20 protein-coding genes are annotated in these 26,769 nt (G+C 72.8%); 4 read left to right on the top strand and 16 right to left on the bottom strand.

The window, feature by feature from the left end:
* Positions 1 to 68: 68 nt before the first annotated feature.
* Together ACIO9K_RS09870 and ACIO9K_RS09865 are read right to left on the bottom strand one after the other, a co-directional pair.
* Complete coding sequence (locus tag ACIO9K_RS09870) at positions 69 to 1,748, bottom strand: WXG100 family type VII secretion target (protein ID WP_400328259.1); 1,680 nt, start codon at positions 1,746 to 1,748, stop codon at positions 69 to 71.
* A 43-nt stretch (positions 1,749 to 1,791) separates the two neighbouring features.
* Positions 1,792 to 2,238, bottom strand: coding sequence for a hypothetical protein (locus ACIO9K_RS09865; RefSeq protein ID WP_400328257.1), 447 nt, complete (start codon positions 2,236 to 2,238; stop codon positions 1,792 to 1,794).
* Between the two features lie 417 nt (positions 2,239 to 2,655).
* On the opposite strand from ACIO9K_RS09865, the gene ACIO9K_RS09860 reads away from it, so the two are divergent.
* Positions 2,656 to 4,554 carry an FUSC family protein gene (locus ACIO9K_RS09860; protein WP_363619219.1) on the top strand — a complete coding sequence of 633 codons (1,899 nt, stop codon included), beginning with the start codon at positions 2,656 to 2,658 and terminating at the stop codon, positions 4,552 to 4,554.
* Between the two features lie 120 nt (positions 4,555 to 4,674).
* Here ACIO9K_RS09860 and ACIO9K_RS09855 read toward each other — a convergent pair whose 3' ends face one another.
* The 8 genes from ACIO9K_RS09855 to rsmI all read right to left on the bottom strand — a co-directional run bounded on the left by ACIO9K_RS09855 (position 4,675) and on the right by rsmI (position 13,449).
* Positions 4,675 to 6,534, bottom strand: a complete 1,860-nt coding sequence (locus ACIO9K_RS09855) for an ABC-F family ATP-binding cassette domain-containing protein (protein WP_363619218.1) — start codon at positions 6,532 to 6,534, stop codon at positions 4,675 to 4,677.
* A gap of 151 nt (positions 6,535 to 6,685) precedes the next feature.
* Positions 6,686 to 7,603 carry a 4-(cytidine 5'-diphospho)-2-C-methyl-D-erythritol kinase gene (locus ACIO9K_RS09850; protein ID WP_400328255.1) on the bottom strand — a complete coding sequence of 306 codons (918 nt, stop codon included), beginning with the start codon at positions 7,601 to 7,603 and terminating at the stop codon, positions 6,686 to 6,688.
* Complete coding sequence (rsmA, locus tag ACIO9K_RS09845; RefSeq protein ID WP_400328253.1) at positions 7,600 to 8,523, bottom strand: 16S rRNA (adenine(1518)-N(6)/adenine(1519)-N(6))-dimethyltransferase RsmA; 924 nt, start codon at positions 8,521 to 8,523, stop codon at positions 7,600 to 7,602. Before rsmA ends, ACIO9K_RS09850 begins: the two co-directional genes overlap by 4 nt.
* A gap of 28 nt (positions 8,524 to 8,551) precedes the next feature.
* The gene (locus ACIO9K_RS09840; RefSeq protein ID WP_400328251.1) at positions 8,552 to 9,151 is read right to left on the bottom strand and encodes a Uma2 family endonuclease; all 600 of its coding nucleotides are present in this window, start codon (positions 9,149 to 9,151) and stop codon (positions 8,552 to 8,554) included.
* A 70-nt stretch (positions 9,152 to 9,221) separates the two neighbouring features.
* Positions 9,222 to 10,100 (bottom strand): TatD family hydrolase, encoded by an 879-nt coding sequence (locus tag ACIO9K_RS09835; RefSeq protein WP_363619214.1) that lies wholly within the window; start codon positions 10,098 to 10,100, stop codon positions 9,222 to 9,224.
* A complete protein-coding gene (gene metG / locus ACIO9K_RS09830) occupies positions 10,100 to 11,719 on the bottom strand; it encodes a methionine--tRNA ligase (protein ID WP_363619213.1) in 1,620 nt (539 codons plus the stop codon). Before metG ends, ACIO9K_RS09835 begins: the two co-directional genes overlap by 1 nt.
* Positions 11,720 to 11,894: 175 nt before the next feature.
* The gene (locus ACIO9K_RS09825; RefSeq protein ID WP_363585339.1) at positions 11,895 to 12,320 is read right to left on the bottom strand and encodes a hypothetical protein; all 426 of its coding nucleotides are present in this window, start codon (positions 12,318 to 12,320) and stop codon (positions 11,895 to 11,897) included.
* Between the two features lie 247 nt (positions 12,321 to 12,567).
* Positions 12,568 to 13,449 (bottom strand): 16S rRNA (cytidine(1402)-2'-O)-methyltransferase, encoded by an 882-nt coding sequence (gene rsmI, locus ACIO9K_RS09820; protein ID WP_400328248.1) that lies wholly within the window; start codon positions 13,447 to 13,449, stop codon positions 12,568 to 12,570.
* Positions 13,450 to 13,555: 106 nt separating this feature from the next.
* Here rsmI and ACIO9K_RS09815 point away from each other — a divergent pair, with 106 nt between their 5' ends.
* Entirely contained in the window at positions 13,556 to 15,442 is a 1,887-nt protein-coding gene (locus tag ACIO9K_RS09815; protein WP_400328246.1) for a dolichyl-phosphate-mannose--protein mannosyltransferase, read from the top strand.
* A gap of 174 nt (positions 15,443 to 15,616) precedes the next feature.
* Positions 15,617 to 17,383, top strand: coding sequence for a penicillin-binding transpeptidase domain-containing protein (locus ACIO9K_RS09810; RefSeq protein ID WP_363619211.1), 1,767 nt, complete (start codon positions 15,617 to 15,619; stop codon positions 17,381 to 17,383).
* Between the two features lie 25 nt (positions 17,384 to 17,408).
* Here ACIO9K_RS09810 and ACIO9K_RS09805 read toward each other — a convergent pair whose 3' ends face one another.
* The 6 genes from ACIO9K_RS09805 to ACIO9K_RS09780 all read right to left on the bottom strand — a co-directional run bounded on the left by ACIO9K_RS09805 (position 17,409) and on the right by ACIO9K_RS09780 (position 25,262).
* Complete coding sequence (locus ACIO9K_RS09805; RefSeq protein WP_400328244.1) at positions 17,409 to 18,818, bottom strand: glycosyltransferase 87 family protein; 1,410 nt, start codon at positions 18,816 to 18,818, stop codon at positions 17,409 to 17,411.
* Between the two features lie 124 nt (positions 18,819 to 18,942).
* A complete protein-coding gene (locus tag ACIO9K_RS09800; protein ID WP_400328242.1) occupies positions 18,943 to 20,511 on the bottom strand; it encodes an amino acid permease in 1,569 nt (522 codons plus the stop codon).
* Positions 20,512 to 20,671: 160 nt separating this feature from the next.
* Complete coding sequence (locus ACIO9K_RS09795; RefSeq protein ID WP_400328240.1) at positions 20,672 to 22,192, bottom strand: penicillin-binding transpeptidase domain-containing protein; 1,521 nt, start codon at positions 22,190 to 22,192, stop codon at positions 20,672 to 20,674.
* Positions 22,192 to 23,550, bottom strand: a complete 1,359-nt coding sequence (locus ACIO9K_RS09790) for an FtsW/RodA/SpoVE family cell cycle protein (RefSeq protein ID WP_400328238.1) — start codon at positions 23,548 to 23,550, stop codon at positions 22,192 to 22,194. Before ACIO9K_RS09790 ends, ACIO9K_RS09795 begins: the two co-directional genes overlap by 1 nt.
* A 186-nt stretch (positions 23,551 to 23,736) precedes the next feature.
* Complete coding sequence (locus ACIO9K_RS09785; RefSeq protein WP_400328236.1) at positions 23,737 to 24,420, bottom strand: ABC transporter; 684 nt, start codon at positions 24,418 to 24,420, stop codon at positions 23,737 to 23,739.
* Positions 24,417 to 25,262, bottom strand: a complete 846-nt coding sequence (locus ACIO9K_RS09780) for an ATP-binding cassette domain-containing protein (RefSeq protein ID WP_363619205.1) — start codon at positions 25,260 to 25,262, stop codon at positions 24,417 to 24,419. Before ACIO9K_RS09780 ends, ACIO9K_RS09785 begins: the two co-directional genes overlap by 4 nt.
* A gap of 186 nt (positions 25,263 to 25,448) precedes the next feature.
* Between ACIO9K_RS09780 and ACIO9K_RS09775 the strand changes: the two genes are divergently transcribed.
* Positions 25,449 to 26,768, top strand: a complete 1,320-nt coding sequence (locus tag ACIO9K_RS09775; protein ID WP_371517392.1) for a VWA domain-containing protein — start codon at positions 25,449 to 25,451, stop codon at positions 26,766 to 26,768.
* The last annotated feature ends 1 nt before the right edge of the window (position 26,769 follow it).

Here is a 26,769-nt window from a genome sequence, read left to right as displayed (position 1 = left end):
GGGAGCGTGCCCCGAACAGGTCTGCCCGGCCACCGGGAGAGCCCAGTGGCCGGGCAGTCGTTGCCGTCCTACTCAATCACGTCCGGGTTGCTGTGCGGCGTACCGCTGGTCCAGGTCTCCTCGTCCTCGTGGAGGTAGTCGGCCCGCTTGCGGCGATCGCGCTCGTTCCGCCCGGAGTGACCCGCCGTTCCAGGAGCCATCATGCCGTTCTGCCCGGAGCGGGCTTCGCCCTCAACGGCTCCCGCAGCAGCCGCCCGGTTACGCAGGCCCGTACCACCCGGCGTGAACTCCCCGCCAGCAGCCGGTCCCCTGCGGCCGCCGACCGCCCCTCCTCCGGTCGAGGTCAGGCCTCGACCCCGCGAGCTGCCGCCCGAACCAACGGCTCCGGAACCACCACCCATCCCCGGATGCATACCGCCCACCCCGCCTGCGCTGCCAGCCGCTCCCGCCCGACCAGCCTGGGCCTCACGGGCGCCGAAGACCGTCCCGCTGGGCAGACCCGGGTTGCCACCGGACTTTCCCGGCACCGAGCCGCCGCCGAACGGAGCCGTACGGGCGGGGATCGAGCCCCCGCCCCTGCCGGAGACGGATCCGCCACCACCCTTGGCCGGGATCGAGCCACCGCCGACCCCGGCCGGGAAACCGGTCACCGGGCCGCCACCCGGACCACCCGGATATCCCGGGGTGCCACCGGGGCCACCCGGGTATCCGGGAATCCCACTCGGACCGTCAGGCGGGAGACTTCCACCACCACTGGGGCCGAGCGGGCCGGTCTGACCTGGCAGGGGCGGCACGGTCGGCAGGCTGTCGAGGCCGGTACCGGGACGGTGGACGGGTTCCGACGACACAGAGGGAGGCGTCGAGGAACCCGGGCCCACCGGCGTCGGCGGCACCTGGCCACCGCTTCGCGGCGGAATCGGGTCGGCGTGGCCTGGTACGAGCGGGCCTTGCGAGCTCGACCCCAGGTTGCGGGGTGCAGCCGAGCCGCCACCATAGGTTCCACCTGGCAGGCTGTAACTCCCTCTGGTGGTGACGCCACTGCCCGTACGAGGGCTGCGGACGGAACCGCCGTAGCCGCCGTAGCTGCCACCCTTTGGGTAATCCGACACATCGTCTCGGCTCTTACTCGCATCCGGCGTGCCCGGCAGAGCCACGTCCCCGAGCCCGGCCAGCTTCGTCGTCGCCGCCTCGTACGCCTGCCCCAGCTTCTCCATCTGGTGGATGGCTTCCTGGTGAGCCTTGTAGACCCGCTGGGAGGCGGCCAGAGCCTCCGTCTCGGTGACCCAGGAGCAGTTCTGCTTCTTCATCATGGCGTCGACCGTGGCGGTGGTCGGCCCGGCCGGGGTGAAGTTGGCGCTCGTGAGCGCCAACTGGTTGGGCGCCCCCTGGGTCGAGCGCGTCTTGACGATGTCGACATCGTCGTGTGGCACGTCCGGCACGGCCACCTTGGCGGTGCTGAGTGCCTCACCGGCCTGGTTCATGGCGTCGCCGGCGGTTGTGGAGTAGTCACCGAGCAACGCGGCAGACTGCTGCAGGTTGCCGGCCCAGGTCTTGAAGCTCTCGGCGGCCGGCCCTTCCCAGCTGACGTTGCCGATGTGCGATTTGAGTGCCGCGCCGAGTTCCTTCAGGACACGGCCGGCCGACTGCAGCTGGGTGCCGCGGCTCAGCACCGTCGTGGGGTCGGTGCTCTGGACCATTTTCTTGAGCTGGGCGTGTCCGACGCCCTCGAAGTTCGTTCCGTCTGCCACTACTTACTCCCCGTTTCCCCGTGGGCGCCCTCGCCGACCACCATCAGAAGCCCTCGCCGCCGGCCCGCGGCGGCGTGGGGCCGCCCGCGTTCTTCGCGACGGCGTTCTGCGCGGCCGCCGTGTCGTCCTCGTTGGCCGAGTAGTTGCCCGCCGTCGCCGCGACCGCGGTCTTCATCGCCTCGATCTGCGCCACGAAGTCCTTGTGCAGCTTGACGAGCTGGGTGTGCACCTTGTCGTAGGCCGCGGTCAGGGCCGTCGCTTCGGCGAACTCCGCGCTGGCGAAGCTTCCGCCGGTCAGCTTCTGTTCCTGGAGTTTGTACGGGGCCGCCGGGGAGCCCTCCATGGCCTGGAGCAGGGCTTCGATCTTCTTGGCGAACGCGGTGAGCGTGTCGAGCTCGACCTTGACGTCCTTCTTGCCGAAGGCGGACACCAGGTCGGCGGCGCTGACGTTCGTCTGCACGGTGCTGACGAGGGGGCCGAACCCCAGCATGTGGCTGAGCATAAATGGCGTGACGTCACCGGACGTGTCCGGACTGGCCCCCGTGTTCGGTGGAACCTCTCCTGCCACAGCAGTTCACCTCTCCCCCGTACGGGCGGCGGTTCGGGGTAGCCCCGGGGCCGCCGCTCCGCAACATACCGTCAACTTCTCGGTCGTACAGTGCTGGTCGGTGCACCGCCCGCCCTGGGGGCGGTCTCCGCCTCCGTAATCGTAGCCACCGCCCCTGTCGGGTCGGCAGGGCCCTTGGCCCGCCTGTGCGGGATCGGTACGAACTTGACACGTGCGGCCCTCGGGGGTGTCACGCCGGGCCCCGGTAGACTGGTCTCGCCCGGTTGGACCGGGTACGCCCCCATCTGCCGCGCAATGTCGCACAGCAGCGACCCCTGGCCGCAGAACGGACGTGACCTGATGCCCGCAGACGAGTCCGCCCCCTCCTGGTGGGCCCGTGCCGCCCGTCCTTCCCGGCCGCCGGTGCCGCTGGCGCTGATGGCCCGCGCGGCGGTGGGCATGGCGGTGCCGCTGGCCGCAGGGCTGCTGGCGCACCGGCTGGATCTGGGGGTGTTCGCCGGTCTGGGCGCGATGCACGCGACGATGAACGACCGCGCGGAGCCGAGCGGCCTGCGGGTGCCCCGGATCGTGTCGGCGGTGCTGGCTTCGGCGCTCGGCATGCTGATCGGCACTTCCCTCCAGCACGCGCACGTTTCGGCGGTGGTGCTCGGTGCGGCGCTCACGTTCACGGCGTTCGCGTCCGGCGCGCTGAGTGCGACGGGCCCGCGGGGTTCGGCGGCGGGGATGCTTCTGCTGGTGTCGGCGGCGTTGGGCAGCGGGATGCCGTTGCCGGATCCGTGGTGGGCGGCGGCGCCGATGATGCTGGCGGGTGCCGCGTTCGTGGTGGTGCTGGGTCTGCCGGGGGGCGCGCACCGCCGTCCCGCCTCGGATCCGCGCAACCGTGCGCTGGCGGCCGTGTACGAGGCGTTCGGCCGGACGCTGGCCGATTTGGGCACGCCGCAGGGCGCGGCTTCGCGCCAGGTGTTGACGGCCCGGTTGAACCAGTTGCAGGACCTCCTCCCGCGACCGCACCGCCCGGGGTCGGAGTCCGCCCGTACGGTTCGGCTGCGCCGGATGTACGAGGCGGCGTTGGCCGCCACCGAGGCGGCGACGGGCCTGTTGTGGGCGTGGCGGCCGGTGCCGCCCGAGGTCGCGGAGGTGCCGCTCCGGTTGGCGGACGCGGTCCGGCGGGGCGGCGGCGAGGTCGCCGTTCCGCAGTGGCAGCCGGACACGCCGTCCCGGCAGGCCCTGGACGTGGCGTTGCGCGCGGCGGCCGACACCGTGGCCGGCCGGGAGGCGGAGGTCGGTACCGCCCCGGCGCCGCCGCCCGATCCGTGGCGGCTGCGGGTGCGGCTGCTGTCGCGCGGTTCGGTCCGGTACGGGCTGCGGGTGGCGTTGTGCATCGCGGTCGGTTCGGCGGTGACGGCCAGCTACCCGCTCAGCAAGAGCTACTGGGTGCCGATGACGATCGCCTTCGTGTTGAAGCCGGATCTCGGTTCGGTGTTCCTGCGGGCGGTGAGCCGCTCGGTCGGCACGGTGCTCGGGGTGGCGGTCACGGCGGCCGTGGTGTCGCTCACGACCGACGCGTGGGTACTGACGGCGATCGCCGCGTTCTGCGTGGCCCTGCTGCCGTACGCGACGGCGGCGCACTACGGGCTGAACACGGTGGCGATGACGCCGATGGCGTTGATCCTGCTCCAGTTGGGCGGGCAGAGCAGCGCGGCCGAGTTCTGGCCGCGTGTGCTGGACACGGTGCTCGCGAGCGCGATCGTGCTGCTCTTCGGCTATCTGCTGTGGCCGGAGCGTCCGCGGCACCGGATCGAGCCCCGGCTGGTGGACGCGGCCACCGCGCTGCGGGCCTATCTGGACGCGGTCACCGGGGACGCGGGCCGGGCCGAGGTGTGGCTGCGCCGTACGGCGTACCGGGCGTTGGAGGACGCCCGCCAGGAGGTGCGGCAGGGGCTGGCCGAGCCGCCGCCGACGGGACGGTTGGCGGAGCAGTGGCTGCCGGCGACGGCGGCGTTGGAGCGGCTGGGCGGCGCGGTGGCGGCGTTCGCGGCGCAGCTGCGGTACGGCGGCCGGGTGCCGGATCCGGCGGAGGTGGGGCGGGTGCGCCGGGCGCTGGACGAGCTGACGGCGGCGGCCCGCGAGCACCGCCCGCCGACCGGGGCGGCGGCCCGCCCGACGGCGCCGCACGACCCGGCGCGCAGTGCGCTGGGCCGTGCGGCGGACGAGCTGGAGGCCCTGCTGGCCCGGTAGGGCCCGACCGGAGTCCCGGTCCCGGCCAGAGGACTCCGACCAGAAGACTCCGACCAGAACTCCAGCCAGAACCCCGATCAGGACTCCGATCAGGACTCCGGCCAGAACCCCGACCGGGGATCAGACCTGCTCGGCCAGCTCCAGCCAGCTCAGCTCCAGCTCCTCCTTCTCCTCCCGGACGGCGCGCAGCTGCGCGTCCAGCTCCGCGACCTTGGAGAAGTCGGCGGCGTGCTCGGCGAGTTGGGCGTGCAGCTTGGACTCCTTCTGGTCCAGCTTGGCGATCTGCCGCTCCATCTTCTGCATCTCCTTCTTCGCCGCCCGCAGGTCGCCGCCCGACAGGGCCGACGCGGCGGTCCCGGCGTCCGAGCCGCCGGACGCCGCGGCCGAAGCGGTCGAGGCGGTCGAAGCACCCGACGCGGCCGAAGCGGCGGCGGCGATCGAGGCGGCCATCCGCGCCCGCCGCTCCAGGTACTCGTCGACGCCGCCCGGCAGCATCCGCATCTTCTGGTCGCCGAGCAGCGCGTGGACGACGTCGGTGGTCCGCTCGATGAAGAACCGGTCGTGGCTGATGACGATCATCGAGCCGGGCCAGCCGTCGAGCAGGTCCTCCAGCTGGTTGAGGGTCTCGATGTCGAGGTCGTTGGTGGGCTCGTCGAGGAACAGCACGTTGGGCTCGTCCATCAGCAGGCGCAGCAGCTGGAGCCGCCGCCGCTCGCCGCCGGACAGGTCGCCGACGGGCGTCCACTGCTTGTCCTTGCCGAAGCCGAACTGCTCGCACAGCTGGCCGGCGCTCATCTCCCGGCCCTTGCCGAGGTCGACGCGCGAGCGGACCTGCTCGACGGCCTGGAGCACCCGGATGGCCGGGTCCAGTTCGACGACCTCCTGCGACAGGTAGGCGAGCCGCACCGTCTTGCCGACCTTGATCAGACCCGACGCGGGCTGCACGTCGCCCTCGGAGGCGTACGCGTCGCGCAGGGCGCGCAGCAGCGAGGTCTTGCCGGCGCCGTTGACGCCGAGCAGGCCGATCCGCTCGCCGGGGCCGAGCTGCCAGGTGAGGTTCTCCAGCAGCAGCTTGGGGCCGGCCTTGACGGTGACGCCTTCCAGGTCGAAGACGGTCCTGCCCAGTCGCGCGTTGGCGAACTTCATCAGCTCGGACCGGTCCCGGGGCTCCGGCACGTCGGCGATCAGGGCGTTGGCGGCCTCGATCCGGTAGCGCGGCTTGGAGGTGCGGGCGGGGGCGCCGCGGCGCAGCCAGGCGAGTTCCTTGCGGGCGAGGTTCTGGCGCTTCTGCTCCTCGACGGCCTCGATCCGGGAGCGCTCGGCGCGGGCGAAGACGTAGTCGGAGTAGCCGCCCTCGTACTCGTGCACGGCGCCGCCCTGGACGTCCCACATCCGGGTGCAGACCTGGTCGAGGAACCAGCGGTCGTGGGTGACGCAGACCAGCGCGGAGCGGCGCTTCTGCAGGTGCTGGGCGAGCCAGTTGATGCCCTCGACGTCGAGGTGGTTGGTGGGCTCGTCGAGGACGATCAGGTCGGGCGAGCCGAGGAGCAGCTTGGCGAGGGCGATCCGGCGGCGCTCGCCGCCGGAGAGCGGGCCGATGACGGTGTCGAGGCCGTCGGCGAAGCCGGGCAGGTCGAGGCCGCCGAAGAGGCCTTCGACGATGTCGCGGATGCGGGCGTCGCCGAGCCACTCGTGGTCGGCCCGGTCGGCGATCACCTCGTGCCGGATGGTGGCCGTCGGGTCGAGCGAGTCGTGCTGCGTGAGGACGGCCAGCTGGAGGCCGCCGTTCCAGGTGATCCGGCCGCTGTCGGCCTCCTCCAGCTTGGCGAGCATCCGGATCAGGGTGGTCTTGCCGTCGCCGTTGCGTCCGACGACGCCGATCCGGTCGCCTTCGCTGACGCCGAGGCTGACTCCGTCCAGGAGGGCGCGGGTGCCGTAGACCTTCGTGACGGACTCGATGGTGGCGAGGTTGACGGCCACGTCTGCTGCGCTCCTGGGATTGGCGGTCTCGGGGCGGCCCGCCGGTCGCGGCCGGGCACCCCTGTCGGGGACGCCCCGATCTCCCCAGCCTAATGGGCCCGCCGAAGCGCCCTCACCGCCTGCGGCGGCGGGGGCCCGAAACCGGCGGGCCCTACGGCACCAGCGCCGCCCCCGGCACCGGCCCGTACGTGGCGTGCGCGGTCCGGCAGGTGCCGGAGGCCCGCAGCGCCTCGGCGACGGCGGCGGCCGCGTCGGCGTCCTTGGCGAGGAACGCGCAGGTCGGCCCCGAGCCGGAGACGAGGGCGCCGAGCGCGCCGGCCTCGGTGCCGGCCCGCAGGGTGGCGGCGAGCGCGGGCCGCAGCGAGAGGGCGGCGGGCTGGAGGTCGTTGGCGAGGGCGGCGGCCAGGGCGACGGCATCGCCCTGGGCGAGGGCGGCGAGCAGCGCGGGGTCGGCGTCGGGGGTGCGGACGTCGGTGTCGCTGGAGCCGGTGCCGGCCTCCTCGCGCAGACGGTCGCACTCGCGGAAGACGGCGGGGGTGGAGAGGCCGCCGTCGGCGACCGCGAACACCCAGTGGAAGGTGCCGTCGACGGTGAGCGGCTGCAGGATCTCGCCCCGGCCGAGGCCCAGCGCGACGCCGCCGAGCAGGGCGAACGGCACGTCGGAGCCGAGTTCGGCGGCCAGCTCCAGGAGGGTGTCGAGGGGGGTGTCGAGCTGCCAGAGCGCGTCGCAGGCGACCAGCGCGGCGGCCCCGTCGGCGCTGCCGCCGGCCATGCCGCCGGCGACCGGGATGGCCTTGGCGATGTGCAGGTGCACGCCGGGGTCCGCGATGCCGTGGTGGGCGGCGAGCAGGCGGGCGGCGCGGGCGGCGAGGTTGCTGTCGTCGAGGGGTACGACGTGGGCGTCCGGCCCGCTGCAGGAGAGCGTGACGCCCTCCCCCGCCGTGGCGGTGACCTCGTCGCCGAGGGCGACGGCGAAGAACACGTTGGCCAGGTCGTGGAACCCGTCGGCGCGCAGTCCGCCCACCCCGAGCTGGACGTTGACCTTGGCCGGAACCCGCACGGTGATCACTGGGAGTCCGCCTCCGGCTCGTGCTCGGCGATCTCCGGCTCGTGCTCGGCGATCTCCGGCTTGTGCTCGGCGATCGCGGCGAACTGCTCCACCGTGAGCATCTCGCCGCGCAGCTTGTGGTCGATCCCGGCCGCCGCGAGCGCCTGCTCGGCCCCGGCGGCGGAGCCGGCCCAGCCGGCCAGCGCGGCCCGCAGGGTCTTGCGCCGCTGGGCGAACGCGGCGTCGACGACGGCGAACACCTCCCTGCGGCTGGCGGTGGTCTTCGGCGGCTCGCGGCGGATCAGCGAGACCAGCCCGGAGTCGACGTTGGGGGCGGGCCAGAACACGTTCCGGCCGATGGCGCCGGACCGCTTCACGTCGGCGTACCAGTTGGCCTTGACGGACGGGACGCCGTAGACCTTGTTGCCGGGCTTGGCGGCGAGCCGGTCGGCGACCTCGGCCTGCACCATCACCAGGGTGCGCTCGATGCTGGGGAAGGTCGCCAGCATGTGCAGCAGGACGGGCACGGCCACGTTGTACGGCAGGTTGGCGACCAGCGCGGTGGGCGCCGGCCCGGGCAGCTCGGTGACCTCCATGGCGTCGCTGAACACCAGGTCGAAGCTGTCGACCTTGCCGGGCATCCGGGCCGCGACGGTCGCCGGCAGGTGCTGTGCCAGCACCGGGTCGATCTCCACCGCCGTGACGTGCGCGGCCACCTCCAGCAGCGCCAGCGTCAGCGACCCGAGCCCGGGCCCGACCTCGACCACCGCGTCCTCGGCCGTCACCCCGCCTGCCCGGACGATCCGCCGCACGGTGTTGCCGTCGATGACGAAGTTCTGCCCGCGCTGCTTGGTCGGCTTCACGCCGAACGCGGCCGCCAGCTCCCGAATGTCGGCGGCGCCCAGCAGGTGGCTGTCAGGGGTGGGGTCGGTGGTGCTCACGCGCCAAGGATACGGGCGCGCGGGGCCCTCAGAGTTCGACGACCTGGGCGAGGTCGATCTCGACGGGGTACGGCACCGAGGTGCGGAGCACGCCCTCGTGCTGGGCGACGGGCAGGTAGACGCCCTTCTCCTCGTCCTGGTGGAACTCGTGCACGATCGGCAGGTTGTCGAGGCCGCGCTCGACCCGCCAGTAGTACGGGATCTTCTTCTCGGCGTACTGGCCGGGCTTGCGGAAACGGTCGGCGACCCTGGAGCCGGGTGATACGACCTCGACCGCCAGGACCACCGACTCGGGAGGGGTGCACTCCAGCTCGAAGAAGTCGAGGCCGGTCTTGTCGATGACGACGACGTCGGGCTTGGAGGTGTTGTACTCGTCGAGCAGGACGCAGCGCTCGGCGTTCACGACGTAAGGCGTGGTCCGCGCGCCGGACAACCTGATGAGCAGCTGATCGCGCACCTGGTCGTGCCACCACTTCGCCGTCCCTCGGACCACGACGGCTCCGTCCACCAGTTCCCAATCGAACGGCAGGTCGAGGTCCTTGACCTGCTCGTACGTCCAGCCCTGGGACGGCGGATGCATCCAGTCGATCGGCTCGGCGGTCATCGCCACCTCCCCCACTGCACTCATGCTAGCCAGCCTGAGAAGCAGCCGGGAGTGCCGAATCGTTCCACCGGAATCAGACTTTCGTTCGACCGGCTCAGTACCCGAAGGCCCGGGCCGTGTTCTCCGCGATCGCCGTGGACAGCTCGTCCTCGTGCAGCCCCAGCGTGCCGGCCATCGAGCGGACGGTGACCGGGATGAGGTACGGGGCGTTGGGCCGGCCGCGGTAGGGGTGGGGGGTGAGGAAGGGCGCGTCGGTCTCGACCAGGATCCGGTCGAGGGGGGTGGCGGCGAGGGCGTCGCGCAGCGGCTGGTTGGCCTTGAAGGTGACCGGGCCGGCGAAGGACAGGTACCAGCCGTGTTCGGCGCAGACCTTGGCCATCTCGGCGTCGCCGGAGTAGCAGTGGAAGACCGTCCGCTCGGGGGCGCCTTCCGCCAGCAGGACGGCGATGACGTCCTCGTGGGCGTCGCGGTCGTGGATGACCAGGGCCTTGTCGTGCCGCTTGGCCATCTCGATGTGGCGGCGGAACGACTCCTTCTGGATCTCGACGCCCTCGGGGCCGGTGCGGAAGTAGTCGAGGCCGGTCTCGCCGACGGCGCGGACCTGCGGGAGGGCGGCGAGCCGGTCGATCTCGGCGAGCGCCTCCTCCAGCGCGGCCTCGCCGCCCGCCTTCCGCTGCTGGCCGGACCAGCCGTCCGCGTCGCCGAGGAAGATCCGCGGCGCCTCGTTGGGGTGCAGGGCGACGGCCGCGTGCACCTGCTCGTACTGGGCCGCCAGTTCGGCGGCCCAGCGCGAGCCGGGCACGTCGCAGCCCACCTGGACGACCGTGGTGACCCCGACCGAGGCGGCCCGGGCCAGTCCCTCGGCCGGGGTGCCGGCCTGCATGTCGAGGTGGGTGTGCGAGTCGGCCACCGCCACGGCCAGGGGTTCCGGCAGTGGCGGCGGGGTCGACCGGGCGTCGTCCTTGGCAGACATCAGGAGGCGGGCTTCTCTTCGAGGCGCGGGAACAGGATCTCGCCCTTGGTGACGGTGCTGCCGGCGGGCAGCCGGCCCCAGTCGGCGGTGGTGGCGATGGTCTGCGCGGCGAGCGCGCCGAGGCCGGCCTCGGCGCCGAGCGAGGTCCACAGCTTCTCGGCGGTGGACGGCATCACCGGGTTGAGCATGACGGCGGTGCCGCGCAGCGCCTCGGCGGCGGTGTAGAGGATGGTGGCGAGGCGGGCCCGGCCCTGCTCCGAGTCGTCCTTGGCCACCTTCCACGGCTCCTGCTCGGTGAGGTAGCCGTTGACCTGCTTGACGAACTCGAAGATCGCCGCGAGGCCGCCGGCGAAGTCCAGCTCCTCGCCGATCTTCCGGTCGGCGGTGGCGAGGGCCGTGGCGAGGCCGTCCGCGATGGCCTGCTCGGCGTCACCGGGGGCGGCGGCGGCCGGCAGCGCGCCGTCGAAGTACTTGCCGACCATGGCGGCGACCCGGGAGGCCAGGTTGCCGAAGTCGTTGGCGAGTTCGGAGGTGTACCGGGCGGTGAAGTCCTCCCAGGAGAACGAGCCGTCGGTGCCGAAGGGGATCGCCCGCAGGAAGTAGTAGCGGTAGGCGTCCACGCCGAAGTGCGAGGTGAGGTCGGTGGGCGAGATGCCGGTCAGGTTGGACTTGGACATCTTCTCGCCGCCGACCATCAGCCAGCCGTTGGCGACGACCCGCTTGGGCAGCGGCAGGCCCGCGGCCATCAGCATGGCGGGCCAGATCACCGCGTGGAAGCGCAGGATGTCCTTGCCCACCAGGTGGACGGAGGCCGGCCACAGTTCGGCGAAGCGCTCCGGGTCGCTGCCGTAGCCGGCCGCGGTGATGTAGTTCTGCAGCGCGTCCACCCACACGTACAGGACGTGCTTCTCGTCCCAGGGCAGCGGGACGCCCCAGTTGAAGGTGGAGCGGGAGATCGAGAGGTCCTTCAGGTCCTGCTCGACGAAGCGCAGCACCTCGTTGCGGGCCGAGGCCGGCTGGATGAAGTCCGGGTTGGCGGCGTAGAACTCCAGCAGCTTCGGGCCGTAGGCGGAGAGGCGGAAGAAGTAGTTCTCCTCCTCCAGCCATTCGACCGGCCGCTTGTGCACGGCGCAGAGCTTCTCGTCCTCGGTGGCGCCGTCGAGCAGTTCGGCCGGGAGCTTGAACTCCTCGCAGCCGACGCAGTACGGGCCGGAGTAGCCGCCCTTGTAGATCTCGTCCTTGTCGTACAGGTCCTGGACGAACTCCTGCACGCGGTCGGTGTGGCGCTGCTGGGTGGTGCGGATGAAGTCGTCGTTGGCGATCTCCAGGTGCTCCCAGAGCGGCTTCCAGGCCTCTTCGACCAGCTTGTCGCACCACTCCTGCGGGCTGACGCCGTTGGCCTCGGCGGTCCGCATGATCTTCTGACCGTGCTCGTCGGTGCCGGTCAGGTACCACACCTTCTCGCCGCGCTGGCGGTGCCAGCGGGTGAGGACGTCGCCCGCCACGGTGGTGTACGCGTGGCCCAGGTGCGGGCGATCGTTGACGTAGTAGATCGGGGTGGAAACGTAGTACGCCGGGGCGGTCGCCCCGGTGGTGCTGTGGTCTGCAGTGGCCGCCATGGTCGGAAAGCTTAGTCGGGCCCGCCCGCAGCCCTCGACCGGATTGCCACCCGCCGCCCTCGACGGATCACCGCCCGCCGCCCTCGGCGGATTGCCGCCCGGCCGGCGACGGCGGGGGCCGCCCGCCGCGCTGCTCGCGGCGGGCGGCCCCCGGGTGCGCTCCCGGTGCCGGCGGTCAGCCCAGCAGCCGCGACCAGAACCGGGCCCAGCGTCCGCGCGGCTTCGCGGGGTCGGTCACCGGGGCCGCCCCGGCCGGCTCGGCGTGCGCCGGGTAGCCGGGGGCGTGGTGCCAGGACTGGTCGGCGGTGGCGACCCGGCCCTCGCGCATGATCCGGACGGTGTGTCCGCCACACCCCGGGCAGGTCGGCTTGAGCAGCGGGGACGGTACCCGGACACCGTTGGCGTGGTATTCGAACACGACGTGCCCGTCCTTGCCGGCGTGGTGCTCGATGTCGTACGCCTGCTCCCAGCCGTACCCGCATCGCAGGCAGGCGAAGGAGTAGGCCTCCCGCACGGTCTCGACGGGAGTGTGCGGCCGTCCGGCCAGGCCGGGGGCGCTCAGCGCGTTGCCACCGAGGGGGCTACCGATCATCTCGCTCATAGCCGTCTCCCAGCGCCCGCCGGGCGCTCGCCCGGCTGGGTCTTTCCATTCCAGGAAATGCCCTGACGGCCTCGGCCGATGCCCTGCTTGTGAAGAGTTGGACGCGGGTTGGGAACTCCTATACGAAAGGCCTGGATCGTTCCGGAAACCGCGACCGAACTTTCAGCTCCGTGGGCGTTTACCGGGGCCTTCCCTCAAAGGTACGACTCCCCCGGGGTCACGCAACCCCCCGGAATTCACCCCTCTTTCACGGCCCCGTCCCCGCCCCCTTCGCGGCCTCGTTCTTCGCCTCGTTCTTGGCCGCCACCACCGCGTCGAACACCTCCCGCTTCGGCAGCGCGAGCTCCGCCGCGACGGCCGCGATGGCCTCCTTGCGGCGCTCCCCGGCCTCCTCCCGGACGGCCACCAACCGGGCCAGTTCGGCGGGGGTGAGCTCCTGCGGCGCCGCCGGCGGCGCGCCCGCGACGACGACGGTGATCTCGCCCCTGACGCCTTCGGCGGCCCAGGCCGCCAGGTCGCCGAGGGGTCCGCGCTTCACCTCCTCGTACGTCTTGGTGAGCTCGCGGCACACGGCGGCGGGCCGGTCGGCGCCGAACGCCTCGGCCATCGCGGCGAGCGCCTCGGCGATCCGGTGCGGCGCCTCGAAGAAGACCATGGTGCGCGGCTCGGCCGCGATCGAGGCGAGCTGCCGGGCCCGGTCGCCGGTCTTGCGCGGCAGGAAGCCCTCGAAGGTGAAGCGGTCGACGGGCAGGCCGGACAGCGCGAGCGCGGTGAGCACGGCGGACGGCCCGGGCACTGCGGTGACCTTGACGTCGGCCTCGACGGCGGCGGCGACCAGCCGGTAGCCGGGGTCGGAGACGGACGGCATGCCGGCGTCGGTGACCAGCAGCACCCGGGCGCCGCCGAGCAGTGCCTCGACCAGTTCGGGGGTGCGGCCGACCTCGTTGCCCTCGAAGTAGGAGACCACCCGCCCGGCCGGGCTCACCCCGAGCGCCTGGGTGAGCCGGCGCAGCCGCCGGGTGTCCTCGGCCGCGATCACGTCCGCCGTGGCCAGTTCGGTGAGCAGCCGGGGCGGGGCGTCCGAGACGTCGCCGATGGGGGTGCCTGCGAGAACGAGTACTCCTGTCACGGGCCCCATCCTTGCAGCTACCGCGGCCCGGGGGCTTTTGGTGACGATTCGGGCAGCTTCCGAGGGAGCGGTCACACGTGCGAGAAGCGCCCCTACGATGTGGCGGATGAACGGCGACACGGCGGCGCGCACGCCCACTGGTACAGACCACACCGCGCAGGATGGCGGCGACGTGGCCGGCCTGCCGTCCTCCGCCGTCCCGGCTCCCCGGCCCGCCGACCAGGCCGGGAGCCCCGCGCGGCCCGACCAACCCGACCAGTTCGACCGCCCGGACCAGCCCGACCAACCCGACCAGCCCGGCAGCGCCACGCGCAGCTGGCGCGAGCGGCTGGCCGGGTTCGGCTACGTCGGCCGCCCGGTGGCCCCGCTGGCCGAGCGCCTGGTCCCGCCGATGCCGGACGGCCCCGGGGTGACCCCGGCGGTGGTGCCTCCGTCGCCGCTGCTGCTGCGGCTGGGCGTGTCCGTGCCGCCGGCCGTGTGGTCGTGGCTGTGCCGCTGGTCCGGCTGGCTGGGCCCGATCGCGGTGGCGGTGTTCGCCGGGATCCTGCGCTTCACCAACCTCGGCCAGCCGCACGCGATCATCTTCGACGAGACGTACTACGCCAAGGACGCCTACGCGCTCTGGCACGGCGGCTACGAGATCAACTGGCCGGACGGCGCCAACGAGCAGATCATGACGCCCGGCACGGCCGTCCCGTACCGCTCGGCGGCCTCCTACGTGGTCCATCCGCCGGTGGGCAAGTGGATCATCGGCGCCGGCGAGATGCTGTTCGGCATGAACCCCTTCGGTTGGCGGTTCGCGGTGGCCCTGCTCGGCACGCTGTCGGTGCTGATGGTGGCCAGGATCGCCCGCCGGCTGTTCCGCTCGACCCTGCTGGGCTGCGTGGCCGGCCTGCTGCTCTCGGTGGACGGCCTGCACCTGGTGCTCAGCCGCGCCGCGCTGCTGGACCTGGTGGTGATGTTCTGGATCCTCGCCGCCTTCGGTTTCCTGCTGCTGGACCGCGACCGCACCCGGGCCCGGCTGGCCGACCGGCTCGGCGGGGTGCCGGACGCGGTGCTGGCGCAGCGGGCGAACCTGGGCTGGCGCCCGTACCGGATCGCGGCCGGCGTCTGCGTCGGCCTGACCTGCGCCACCAAGTGGAGCGGCCTGTACGTGGCGGCGGCCTTCGGCGTGATGACGGTGCTGTGGGACGTCGGCGCACGCCGCCTGGCCGGGGCCCCGCGCCCGTACCTGGCGACGCTCGCCCGGGACGTGGTGCCGGCCTTCGTGTCGGTCGTGGTGGTGTCGCTGGTCGTCTACGTCACGTCCTGGTGGGGCTGGTTCGCCAGCAGCAACGTGCCGGGCAAGGGCGGCTGGGGCCGGGACTGGGCGGTGGGCCGCTCGACCGACTACCCGTGGATACCCGAGGGGCTGCGCGCCCTGTGGCACTACCACTCGACGGTCTACGACTTCCACACCCACCTGAGCGACCCGCACACCTACCAGTCGAACCCGTGGTCCTGGCTGGTGCTGGGCCGGCCGGTCTCGTTCTTCTACGAGTCCCCCAAGCAGGGCCAGAGCGGCTGCACGGCCGCCGAGTGCGCCCGCGAGGTGCTGGGCATCGGCACCCCGCTGCTGTGGTGGGCGGCCGTGGTGGCGCTGGTGTACTGCCTGTGGCGCTGGGTGGCGCGGCGGGACTGGCGGGCGGGCGCGGTGCTGTGCGGCCTGGCCGCCGGCTACCTGCCGTGGTTCGCCTACCAGCAGCGGACGATCTTCCTCTTCTACGCGGTGGTGTTCGTCCCGTTCCTGGTGCTCGCGGTGACCATGCTGGTCGGTGCGCTGATCGGGCCTCCGGGGGCCTCCCGGGACCGCCGGATCATCGGTTCGACGGCGGCCGGGCTGCTGGTGCTGCTGATCGTGTGGAACTTCCTCTTCTTCTTCCCGCTGTTCACCGGGCAGACGATTCCGATGGACGACTGGCGCCAGCGGATGTGGTTCAACAGCTGGATCTGATCGACACCGCTGTTCCCCGAATCGTCCGTATGCGGTGCACGACACGTACCAGATCCGTCACAACTCGCGGGCATTTCGTCGGCGCACCGATCGGCGCTGCCTAGGGTGGGGGGAACAGCGTGTCCGGCCCCGGTCGGTCGCGCCCGTCCGGCAGACCCTTGGGGGAACAGCACCATGCGCAGAGGCGCGAAGATCGGCATCATCACCGGCGTCTCCGTCGCCGTGCTCGCGGGCGGTGGCTACGGGGCGTACAGCCTGATGGGCGGCTCGGACTCCGGATCGTCCTCGGCGAAGAAGCCCCGCACGGTGGTCGCCGAGCCGCCCTCGGCCGAGCAGGCGACCAACGGTGCGAAGGACTTCCTGGCGGCCTGGGCGGCCGGCGACCTGGACAAGGCCGCCGCGCTGACGGACGACCCGGCCGCGGCCACCACCGCGCTGACGGCGTTCCGCGACCAGGTCAAGCCGAGCGCGCTGACCCTGGCCCCGGCCGGCCCGGCCACCCCGCAGGCCTTCGCGTCGGCCACCGGCACCCCCGCGCCGGCCAAGCCCTCCGCCGGAGCCTCGGCCACGCCGTCGGCGGGCGCGACCCCCGGTGCCACCGACTCGCCGTCGGCCTCCGCCTCGGCCGGCCCCGCCGGTGTGCTGATGGGCTTCAAGGCGCGCGCCGAGTTCGCCGGCACCAACCGGGTCTGGGACTACAACGGCTTCCTGAACGTCGTGAAGATGAGCGACAACACCCCGGCCGTGCACTGGGCGCCGACGGTGATCCACCCGCACCTGTCCGGCAACGAGACGATCGCCACCCAGCAGGTCTTCGCCCCGCCGTCCACCGTGGTGGACCGCAACGGCAAGCCGCTGCAGGGCGCCTCGCTCACCCCGGCGCTGCTGTCCACCCTCCAGGACAACGCCCACAAGCTGCTGCCGCCGGACCCGAACAAGGACCAGGACGCGGGCAGCGCGGTGGTGATCAGCGACCCGGCCGGAAAGGGGGCCTCGGACAAGCTGTTCACCATCGTCGAGCCCAAGCCCGGCAAGCCGTTCAAGGTGACCATCGACAACACCATCCAGGCGGCGGCCGAGAAGGCGATGACGGACCTGGGCGGCAAGTCCGGGTCGATCGCCGCGATCGAGCCGAGCACCGGCCAGGTGCTGGCCTTCGCCAACGCGCCGGCCAGCGGTCAGAACCGGGCCTTCACCGGCCTGCTCGCGCCCGGCTCGACGATGAAGATCGTCACCTCGACGGCGCTGCTGGAGGCCGGGGTCAACCCGGACACCGTGGTGGCCTGCCCGGAGAAGAGCAGCAACCCGGTCGCGATCCCGAACGACTTCCCGGGCGCCTTCCCCAACAACACGCTCCAGCAGGACTTCATGATGTCCTGCAACACGGCCTTCATCAACCAGGGCCTGACCAGCCTCAAGCCCGAGACGCTGTCCAGCACGGCCAAGGACGTGTTCGGCATCGGCCTGGAGTGGAAGACCGGCCTGCCGAACACCGACGGCAAGGTGCCGCCGACGCCGGGCAGCAAGGACGAGCAGGCCATGAACTACATCGGCCAGGGCAAGGTCCAGATGAACCCGCTGGCCATCGCCTCGATCACCGCGACCGTCCAGAGCGGCGCGTTCAAGCAGCCGATCCTGGTCGCCGGCCTGCCGCAGCAGGCGGCGGCCCGCCAGATCGCGCCGGACGTCGCGGGCAAGCTGCGCGCGATGATGAACGCCACCGCCACCGGCGGCACGGCCAAGGACGTGATGGCCGGGATCACCGACAACGCGGGTGCCAAGACCGGCTCCGCCGAGGTCGCCGGCGCGACCACCACCAACAGCTGGTTCACCGCCTTCCGCGGCAACATCGCGGTCGCCGCCGAGGTGCAGGGCGGCGGCCACGGCGTGGACGCGGCCGGCCCGGCCGTCGCCTCGCTGCTCAAGGCCGCGGGCCGCTAGAACAACCCGCCCGGACGGAGCCCGCTCAGCCCCGTGGCAGGGCGGGCTCCGGTCTGCCACGCAGCCGGTGCGGCGGGATCGGGCGCCGGCTGCTCCAGCGCCGGGCCGCCAGCCGCGGCCAGATCACCAGGACCACCGGCAGGGCGAGGTAGCCGAACCGCCCGGCCGGGGCGAGCATGAACGCGATCGCCAGCCCGGCGGCCAGCAGGTCGGCGGCCGCGATCGCGGACACCGGCGGCCGGGCGAGCAGCCAGATGGCCACCCCGATCCCGCCCATGGTCATCAGCGCCAGCGAGACGGAGTGCCCGGTCGGCCCGAAGCCGGCCAGCACCTTGCCGGGCAGCGGGCTGCCGGCCGGCGTGCGGATGGCGGTGAGCCCGAGCGGGAAGCGCACCACCTGCTCGCGCAGCGCGTCCGCCCGGGTCAGCACGGAGGGCAGGAGCACGGCCAGGCCGGTGCCGAGCGCGATCAGCGTGGTCCGGGCGGCGGGCCGGCGGCCGTACAGCCGCCACAGCAGCAGGGCCGCGACCGGCAGCGCCGGCCAGGCCGTCCACTTGAGGGTGCAGGCGAGGGCGAGCACCAGGCCGGCGCCGACGGTGCGGTCCCGCTCGGCGAGCGCCATGGCGAGGCAGCAGAGGCCGATCAGCGGCAGGTCCACCCCGCCGACGACGAGGGCCAGCGAGATCAGCGGCGAGGCGGTGAGCACGGCGAGCGGCAGCAGCGGCGCGCGCTCGCGGGTGGGCCGCAGCAGCCGCCAGCTGGCCAGCAGGCAGACCACGAAGGTCAGCGCGAACCAGATCCGGGCGTCCCCGGCGACCTGGGCGAGGTCGGAGCCGTCGCCCAGCAGTTGGCGCGGCATCCCGAACAGGGTCATGGCCGGCAGGTACGGGTTGTAGTCGGTGACCACCACCGGGTGCGGCAGGTACGGGCTGCCGGTGGTGAGCAGCAGGTGCGCCGAGCGTTCGACCACCATCACCTCGGACTGGTGGCGGCCCTGCACGGCGAGCAGGGCGAGCGGCGCGAGGACGGCCCCGGCGAGCGCGACCACGGCGGCGGCGCGGGCCGCGTAGCGGCGCGGCAGGGTGAGGCAGAGCAGCCCGGCCAGGACGTAGGCGGGGGCCGCGATGAAACCCCACATCCGCTGGTTGGGCAGGTCGGAGACGAGCGGGAAGGCGGCCGCCCAGCCGGCTGCGATCAGGCAGCCGAGCAGTTGGACGGTGCGCATCGAGGCGAGTCGGGCGGGATTCAGCCGATCGGGCGTGGGCGGGAACGTGCTCTCGCCACGCTGGCGGGGGAACGGCCGACTGGAGAAGCCGAGGGGCGGTCGTCCTGGTCCGGACGGCGCTCCGGCGGGGGTCGGCGGGGCCGGCGTTCTGCTGCGGCCGGTGAAGCGGCCGCGCGGGCGGGAGAAGCCGGGCGTGCGGGTGCTCACCATGGTGGAAGGTTATGGGTGGTGGCCGGGCCCTGTCGCCATGGCGTGGGGCACGTGGCGGGAGGTGGCATGAGGGGGGCCGCCGGGTGTCGTGATCGGCGGCCCCCCATGTCCGGATTCGTCCGGCTCAGCTGTTGCGGTGGCCGGTGGAGCTGTCCGCCGTGGCGGCCTGCGCCTGCTGCTCCAGCTTGGAGTGCTTGATGCTGTAGCCGAAGTAGACGACCACGGCGACGGCGAGGGCGATCGCGCCGGCCCGGAAGGTGTCGGCGTGCAGGCCGGTGATCAGGTAGGCGCAGAAGGCGACGCTGAGCAGCGGGACGACCGGGTAGCCGGGGACCTTGAAGCCGCGCGGCAGGTCGGGCTGGGTGCGGCGCAGGATGATCACGCCGATCGAGACGACCGAGAAGGCGATGAGCGTCCCGAGGCTGGTGATGTCGGCCAGCTCCTTCAGCGGGACGAAGGCGGCCAGCGCGCCGACGCCGAGGCCCACCACGAGGGTGTTCCAGACCGGGGTGCCGGTGCGCGGGGAGAGTTCGGCGAAGCGCTTGGGCAGCATGCCGTCGCGGCCCATGGAGTACAGGATGCGGGTCTGGCCGTAGATCACCACGAGGGTGATGCTGAAGATCGAGAGGATCGCGCCGATCGCGAAGACCATCGAGGGCCAGGTCTGGCCGGTGATGTCCTGGAGGATCTGGGCGAGGCCGGCCTCCTGGCCCTGGAACTTCTGCCACGGCTGGGCGCCGATGCCGGCGAGGGCGACCAGGATGTAGAGCAGGGTCACCACGACCAGCGAGATGATGATCGCCAGCGGCAGGGTGCGGCGCGGGTTCTTGACCTCCTCACCGGCGGTGGACACGGCGTCCAGGCCGATGAAGGAGAAGAAGATGCTGGAGGCGGCGACCTGCACGCCGCCGATGCCGAGCGGCATGAACGGGGTCAGGTTGCCCGAGTGGAAGCCGGTGAGCGCGACGCCGACGAACAGCAGCAGGATCAGGATCTTGATCCCGACCATGGCCGCGTTGACCTTCACCGACTCGCTGACGCCGCGGATGAGCAGCACGCAGACCATCGCGACCAGCAGCAGCGCCGGCAGGTTGAACCAGTGGGTGTCGTTCGGCGCGCCGGACAGCTGCTCCGGGATGGTGAAGCCGAAGGCCAGGTCGAAGAACTTGTTCAGGTACTCGGCCCAGCTCACCGCGATCGCGGAGGCGGAGACGCCGTACTCCATCAGCAGGCAGATGCCGACGCCGAACGCGACGCCCTCGCCGAGGGTGGCGTAGGCGTAGGAGTACGAGGAACCGGAGACCGGGATCGCGGAGGCCATCTCGGCGTAGCAGAGCGCGGTGAGTCCGGCGGTGACCGCGGCGAGCACGAAGGACAGGATGACGGCCGGGCCGGCCGAGGGCACCGCGCTGCTGAGCACGAAGAAGATGCCGGTGCCGATGGTGGCGCCGATGCCGATCGAGGACAGCTGCCAGAGGCCGATCGTGCGGCGCAGGTGGATGCCGGAGCGTCCGCCCTCCTCGGGCGCGCCGGCCGGGAGGCCGTCCCGGCCCTCGCTCTCGGCGATGAGGGACGAGACGGGCTTGCGTCGCAGCAGACGCGCACCGAGAGAGTTGCTGGTCACAGCTGCGGTCCTTCTGGGCGGGGGAGGGTGTCCTGGCGGCCGGTCACTCGACGCGTCATGGGGTGTCATCGGGGACCAACCGAACAAAGATGGGACAGTACCCCGCGAAAGCACCAGTGTCGCAAACGAACAGTCCGGATCGGCGCATTGTACGAATTGGCGCATGAGTCTATACAAACCGGACACTTCGCAGACGGCGGATTCGCCGTCCAGCAGCTAGAGCAGCAGCTCAGCGGCCCAGCACCGCCCGCATCACCGAGCGGGCGATCGGCGCGGCCAGCCCGCCGCCGGTGACGTCCGTGGCGTCACTGTCCGCGATCACCACGGCCACCGCCACCGGCGGCACCGCGTCCGAGCCGGCGGGCTTGGCCCAGGAGATGAACCAGGCGTACGGCGTCCCGCTGTTGTCCACCCCGTGCTGCGCGGTGCCGGTCTTCCCGCCGACCACCGCGCCGCCGATCCGGGCGTTGCCGCCGGTGCCGTTCTCCACCACGTCGGTCATCAGCTTCTGCACCTGCCCGGCCACCGCCGGGGTCATCGCCCGCCGGTACACGGCGGGTTTCATCAGCTGCACCACGGTGCCGTCGCCCTTCGTCAGCCTGTCCACGAGCTGTGGACGCATCACCGTCCCGTCGTTGGCGATCCCGGCCGCGACCATCGCCATCACCAGCGGGGTCGCCGCGGTGTCGAACTGCCCGATCGAGGAGAGCGCCACCTGCGACTGGTTCATCGTGGTGTCGAAGTTGGACCGGGCCGGGCGCACCGGCATGTCCAGCCTGGCGTCGTTGAAGCCGAAGTTCTCGGCCATCGCCACCATCGGGTCCAGCCCGGTCCGCACCCCGAGGTAGCCCAGCACGCTGTTGCAGCTGTAGACCATCGCGGTGTCCAGCGACTGGCCGGGCCGGTCGCACGCCGAGGTGTCATTGACCAGCGGCGTGGTCGTCCCGGGCAGCACGTACGGGTACGGCGCGTCGGTCGGCGCGTCGGGGTCGGTGACCACCCCGGCCGCGAGCGCGGCCGCCGCCGTGACCACCTTGAAGGTCGAGCCCGGCGGGTAGGTCTGGCGCAGCGCACGGTTGAGCATCGGCTGGTCGGTGTCGGCCTGCAGCCGGTTCCAGGCGGCCTGGTCGGCCGCGGCGGAGCCGGCGAAGCTGCCCGGGTCGTAGGACGGCGTGCTGGCCAGGGCGAGGATCCGGCCGGTGGCCGGCTCGATCGCGGCCACCGCGCCCTTCTGGCTGCCGAGCCCGCGCACCGCGGCCTCCTGGGCGGCCCGGTTCAGGGTGGTGTAGACGTCCCCGCCGGGGTTCTGCCTGCGGGCGACGGCGTCCCAGACCGCCCAGCCGGCCAGTCTGCTGTCCGTCCCGGACAGCAGGTCGTCCTCGATCCCCTCCAGCTGGGTGTTGCCGTACGCCTGCGAGGCGAAGCCGGTGACGGCCGCGTACGTCGGGCCGTCGGTGTAGGTGCGCTTGTAGTCGTACCGGCCGCCGGTGGGTTCGGAGCCTGTCACGGTGTCCGCGCCGACCCGGATGTCGCCGCGCGGCTGCGAGTACCGCTCGATGGTGAGCCGCTGGTTGGCGGCGTTGTGGTTGAGGTCCTTGGCCTGGAACACCTGCACCCGGGTGGCCTGGACGCACAGCGCCGCGACCAGCAGCAGGCAGAAGACGCCCGCGCGGCGCCCGGTGACGGAGATGCCCGGCAGGCCCTGCGGCCCGTTGCCCCGGGCGCGCGGACGGGAGCGGGTGCGCGCCATCAGTCCTCCTCCGGCAGAGACGCGGACACGGGCAGGGCCGGGGCCGGCCGGCGCGCGATGTCGCTCATCCGCACCAGCAACGCCACGATGATCCAGTTGGTGACCACCGAGGAGCCGCCCTGCGCGACGAACGGCAGCGTCATCCCGGTCAGCGGGATGAGGTCGAGCACCCCGCCGGCCACCACGAACACCTGGAGGCCGACGATCGCGGCCAGGCCGATCGCCAGCAGCCGCCCGAACGGGTCGCGCAGCGCGATGCCCGTCCGGAACCCCCGGGAGATCAGCAGCGCGTACAGCAGGAACACCGCGACGAGCCCGGTCAGGCCGAGTTCCTCGCCGATGGTGGCAAGGATGAAGTCCGACTTGGCGGCGAAGCCGATCAGCACCGAGTGCCCGTCGCCGAGCCCGGTGCCCAGTTCCCCGCCCCAGGCGAAGGCGAACAGCGACTGGGCGATCTGGTTGGCGCCCTTGCCCGCCGCGATCGAGCCCAGCGGGTCCAGCCAGTCCGTCACCCGGCTGTGCACGTGCGGCGAGAGCCAGCCCACCGTGACCGCCCCGACCGCCGCCAGGACCAGCCCGATCACGATCCACCCGGTGCGCGCGGTGGCCACGTACAGCATCACCACGAACAGGCCGAAGAACAGCAGCGAGGTGCCGAGGTCCGTCTCCAGCACCAGGACGCCGACGAACGCCGCCCAGATCAGCAGCACCGGCCCGAGCACCCGGCCGCGCGGCAGCTGCCAGCGCCAGACCCGGCGGCCGGTGAGCGCCAGCGCGTCCCGGTGCACCGCCAGGTAGGCGGCGAAGAAGACGGCCAGCAGGATCTTGGCGAACTCCCCCGGCTGGAAGGACAGCGGCCCGACGACGATCCAGATCCGCGAGCCGTACACCGGCGGGAAGAAGATCGGCAGCACCAGCAGGACCAGCGCCACCAGCGCCCCGAGGTAGGCGTACCGCTGCAGCCGCCGGTGGTCGCGCACCAGCAGCACGACCGCGATGAACAGCGCCACCCCCAGGCTCGACCAGAGCAGCTGGGTGGAGGCCGCGCCGACGCCCGAGGTGGCGCGGTCGAGCCGGTAGATCACCACCAGGCCGATCCCGTTGAGCAGCACCGCGATCGGCAGCAGCAGCGGGTCCGCGTACCGGGCCCGCAGCCGGACCACGGCGTGCGCCAGCAGGGCGAGCACGCCGAGCGCGGCGCCGTACTCGGCCGCGTCGGCCGGCACCCTGCCGTCCAGGTTGACGCCGACCTCGACGTAGCCGAACACGGCGATCAGCACGGCGGCCAGGACCAGCAGCAGCTCGGTGGTGCGCCTGGTCGGCACCGGCCGGCTCGGCCGGGCTGCGGTTCTCGTCACGGCGGGGGGTGTCGCCACGGACCGTCCTGGGGGTCGCGGGGAGCCGGAGCGCTGTTCCGGGGGATGCCAATCGGAATGGACCGGCGACACGAAGCCGGTTCACCCAGGTTCGTCACCCTAACGAGCACTATCCATATTTATCGGCTTTTTGCTGCGGTGTGTCCTCCCTTGGCGTGAATCCTCCGCTCACTCGGGCCGCCGTCCGGCCAGCGCCGCCGCCCCGGCCGCCGTCACGGCCAGCAGGGCGGCGGCGGGCGGCAGTTCCGCCCACGGCACGGCGACCCGGCCGGTGCGGGCCGCCGAGACCAGACCGCGGACCACCGCGTTGGCCGGCGAGAGGGGCGCCACCAGCGCCAGCGCGGCCAGCGCCAGCGCCAGCGCGATGCCGTACTGCGGCCGCGCCAGCACCGGCCGGTTCGCCAGCGCCCCGGCCACCACCCCCAGCAGCACGCACACCACCGCGGCCGACGCCCCGGCCGCCAGCGCCGGTCCGACCGGCGGCTGCCGCTCCACCCCCGGGTTGGCCACCGTCCCGCTCAGCCACCACAGCGCCGCCAACTCCGCCGCCGCCAGCACCAGCCCGGCCGTCAGCGCCGCCAGCAGCGCGCCCAGGTGCACCCGCGGCGGCCCCGCCGCCGCGACCAGGCAGGCCCGCGAGGCCGGCGGCTCCGCCCCGAGCGCGCTGCGCACGTACCAGGCGCTCACCGGCAGCAGCACGGCCGCGCCGTAGCCGAGGTCGCCCAGCAGCGGGTTGCCCGCCGACACGCCCACCACCAGCAGCAGCGCGTACGCCAGGAACGGCGGCAGCCAGGCCTGCGAGCGCACCAGCAGTTCCAGGTGGTACCGGGTCAGCGCCCCGAGCTGCCTCACCGCCGCCCCTCCCGCTGCCGCACCGCCAGCACCCGGACGGCCGGTCGGCCGAGCAGCAGCCGGCGCAGCAGCGCTTCCGTGTGCGCGGCCGGCACGGTCAGCCGCACGGCCGTGCCGGCCAGCGGGGTGAGCCGCGGCGCCCCGGGCAGCCGGGGCGGCAGCGGGGTGCCGTCCGGGACGTCCACCTCGACCTCCGTCTCCGGGCCGCCGTCCGGCACGGGCCCCGCCTCCTCGGCGGGCCGCAGCGCGCCGTCCGCGCCGACCCGGTAGGCGGCGCTGGTCAGCCCGGCCAGCCGGGCCGGGTCGTGGTCGACGAACAGCACCGCCCCGCCGTCCGCCGCCCGCTCCGCGGCCGCCTCGTCCAGCACCGCCCTGGCGTCGGGGTCGAGCCCCGTCCAGGCCTCGTCCAGCAGCAGGACCGGGGCCTGGGCGAGCAGCGCCTGCGCGACCGCGACCTTCTGGCAGGTGCCCTTCGACAGCCGGCTCAGCGGCGTGCCCGCCCGGTCCGCGATGCCGAAGCGGTCCAGCCAGTCCCCCGCCCGCCGCCGCGCCCGCTCCGCCGACAGCCCGTGCACCCGGCCCACCCGCAGCAGGTACGAGGCGGCGTCGAACGGCAGCGCGGGCGGGAAGCGTTCGGGCACGTACGCGGCACCGCCCGCGCGGGCCACCCGCCCGGCGGTCGGCCGCTCGATCCCGGCCGCCAGCCGGAGCAGCGTCGACTTGCCGCTCCCGTTCGCCCCGGCGATCCGCACCAACTCCCCCGGCCCGACGGCGAGATCGACCCCGCGCAGGACCCATCGCCCGCGCCGCCCGTACCGTTTTCCGACCCCCGTCAGCTCCACCGCGCCCCCACTCCCGCCCGGACTCGCACGAAACCCGCACGGAAGGCTATCCAGCCCGGGTAGGGCGGACGTAAGTCCACGCAGGCCCGACGGCCTTTCCACGCGCCGGAGTTCACGCCGTGGCGGGGTGGCGCACGATCCGCTCTCGTTTGGCCATCGCGAACTGATGATCCCTAGGATCACCGGGTGACTACCGGACGACGACCAAAGACCAGGCTCGGCAGCCTGCTGGGCGCCCTGGCGATAACGGGCGCCTCGCTGCTCATCGGCCTGCCCGCCCACGCCGACGAACCATCAGCCGGAGCCGCCGCGCCCAAGGAGGCCCCCAGGGTCGACCTCGTCCTGGACGTCAGCGGCTCCATGAACGAGCGGGACATCCAGGGCAAGAGCCGGATCTCGGTGGCCCAGCAGTCGCTGAACGACGTGATCGACGCGCTGCCCGCGGAGACCGAGTTCGGCATCCGCACCCTGGGCGCGAACTACCCCGGCAACGACAAGACCCAGGGCTGCCAGGACACCAAGCAGCTGTACCCGGTCGGCAAGACCAACAAGGTCGAGGCCAAGACGGCCGTCGCCACCCTGCGACCCACCGGCTGGACCCCGATCGGCCTGGCCCTGCGCGGCGCGGCCCAGGACCTCGGCAAGGGCGAGACCACCCGCCGGGTGGTGCTGATCACCGACGGCGAGGACACCTGCACCCCGCCGGACCCCTGCGACGTCGCCCGTGAACTCGCCTCCCAGGGCATCCACCTGGTCGTCGACACCCTCGGCCTGGCCCACGACGACAAGACCCGCCAGCAGCTGCTCTGCATCGCCAACGCGACCGGTGGCACCTACACCGACGTCCGCACCCAGGAGCAGCTCACCGACAAGGTGAAGCAGCTGGTCGACCGCTCCAACGACACCTACGCGGTGACCCCGGTGAAGACCTCCGGCGCCGACAAGTGCGAGAGCGCCCCGGTGCTCGCCCCGGGCGTGTACAGCGACCGCGAGAAGTTCTCCGAGCACCGCGTCTACAAGGTCCCGGTCAAGTCCGGCCAGGAACTGCGCGCCTCGGTCAGCGTCGGCCTGGACCGCGCGGTGGCCCGGGACTACGGCGTCCTGCTGCAGGCCACCAGCGCGACCGGCCAGGAGCTGGTCCGCGGCACCGACGCCGGTAGCAGCCGCACCGACGTGATCTCCACCGGCCTGCGCTGGTCCACCAGCGACTCCAAGGGCTACATCACCACCGGCCCGACCTCCTCGTCGAGCGCCAAGCCGGAGACCACCGTCTGCCTGGTCGTCAGCAACTCGCTGGCCCCGCAGGCCGGCGTCCAGGCCGACCCCGGCCTGCCGCTGGAGCTGACCGTCGACCTGGCCACCGCCTCGTCCGCCCCCGAGGGCGCGGCGATGGGCCTGGGCCGCGGCTGGATCCTGCTGCTCACCCTCACCCTCGCCGGACTGCTGTTCGGCCTGGTGTTCGGCTGGATCGCCCGCTGGCGGATCTCTGTCTGGCGGGAGAACTGAC

Source organism: Kitasatospora sp. NPDC087271 (genome assembly GCF_044744605.1).
In the GTDB taxonomy this organism is placed as follows: Bacteria; Actinomycetota; Actinomycetes; order Streptomycetales; family Streptomycetaceae; genus Kitasatospora.
Note: the sequence above shows the minus strand (reverse complement) of the source record. Positions and strands in the feature narration are given on the sequence as shown.

Excerpts from the sequence above, each read along its gene's own strand:
- ACIO9K_RS09825 (WP_363585339.1), bottom strand. The coding sequence starts at position 12,320 with ATGAGCGAGATGATCGGTAGCCCCCTCGGTGGCAACGCGCTGAGCGCC.
- ACIO9K_RS09840 (WP_400328251.1), bottom strand. The coding sequence starts at position 9,151 with ATGAGTGCAGTGGGGGAGGTGGCGATGACCGCCGAGCCGATCGACTGG.
- ACIO9K_RS09865 (WP_400328257.1), bottom strand. The coding sequence starts at position 2,238 with ATGCTGGGGTTCGGCCCCCTCGTCAGCACCGTGCAGACGAACGTCAGC.
- metG (WP_363619213.1), bottom strand. The coding sequence starts at position 11,719 with ATGGCGGCCACTGCAGACCACAGCACCACCGGGGCGACCGCCCCGGCG.
- ACIO9K_RS09835 (WP_363619214.1), bottom strand. The coding sequence starts at position 10,100 with ATGTCTGCCAAGGACGACGCCCGGTCGACCCCGCCGCCACTGCCGGAA.
- ACIO9K_RS09805 (WP_400328244.1), bottom strand. The coding sequence starts at position 18,818 with ATGGTGAGCACCCGCACGCCCGGCTTCTCCCGCCCGCGCGGCCGCTTC.
- ACIO9K_RS09815 (WP_400328246.1), top strand. The coding sequence starts at position 13,556 with ATGAACGGCGACACGGCGGCGCGCACGCCCACTGGTACAGACCACACC.
- ACIO9K_RS09860 (WP_363619219.1), top strand. The coding sequence starts at position 2,656 with ATGCCCGCAGACGAGTCCGCCCCCTCCTGGTGGGCCCGTGCCGCCCGT.
- ACIO9K_RS09810 (WP_363619211.1), top strand. The coding sequence starts at position 15,617 with ATGCGCAGAGGCGCGAAGATCGGCATCATCACCGGCGTCTCCGTCGCC.
- ACIO9K_RS09795 (WP_400328240.1), bottom strand. The coding sequence starts at position 22,192 with ATGGCGCGCACCCGCTCCCGTCCGCGCGCCCGGGGCAACGGGCCGCAG.
- ACIO9K_RS09800 (WP_400328242.1), bottom strand. The coding sequence starts at position 20,511 with ATGACACCCCATGACGCGTCGAGTGACCGGCCGCCAGGACACCCTCCC.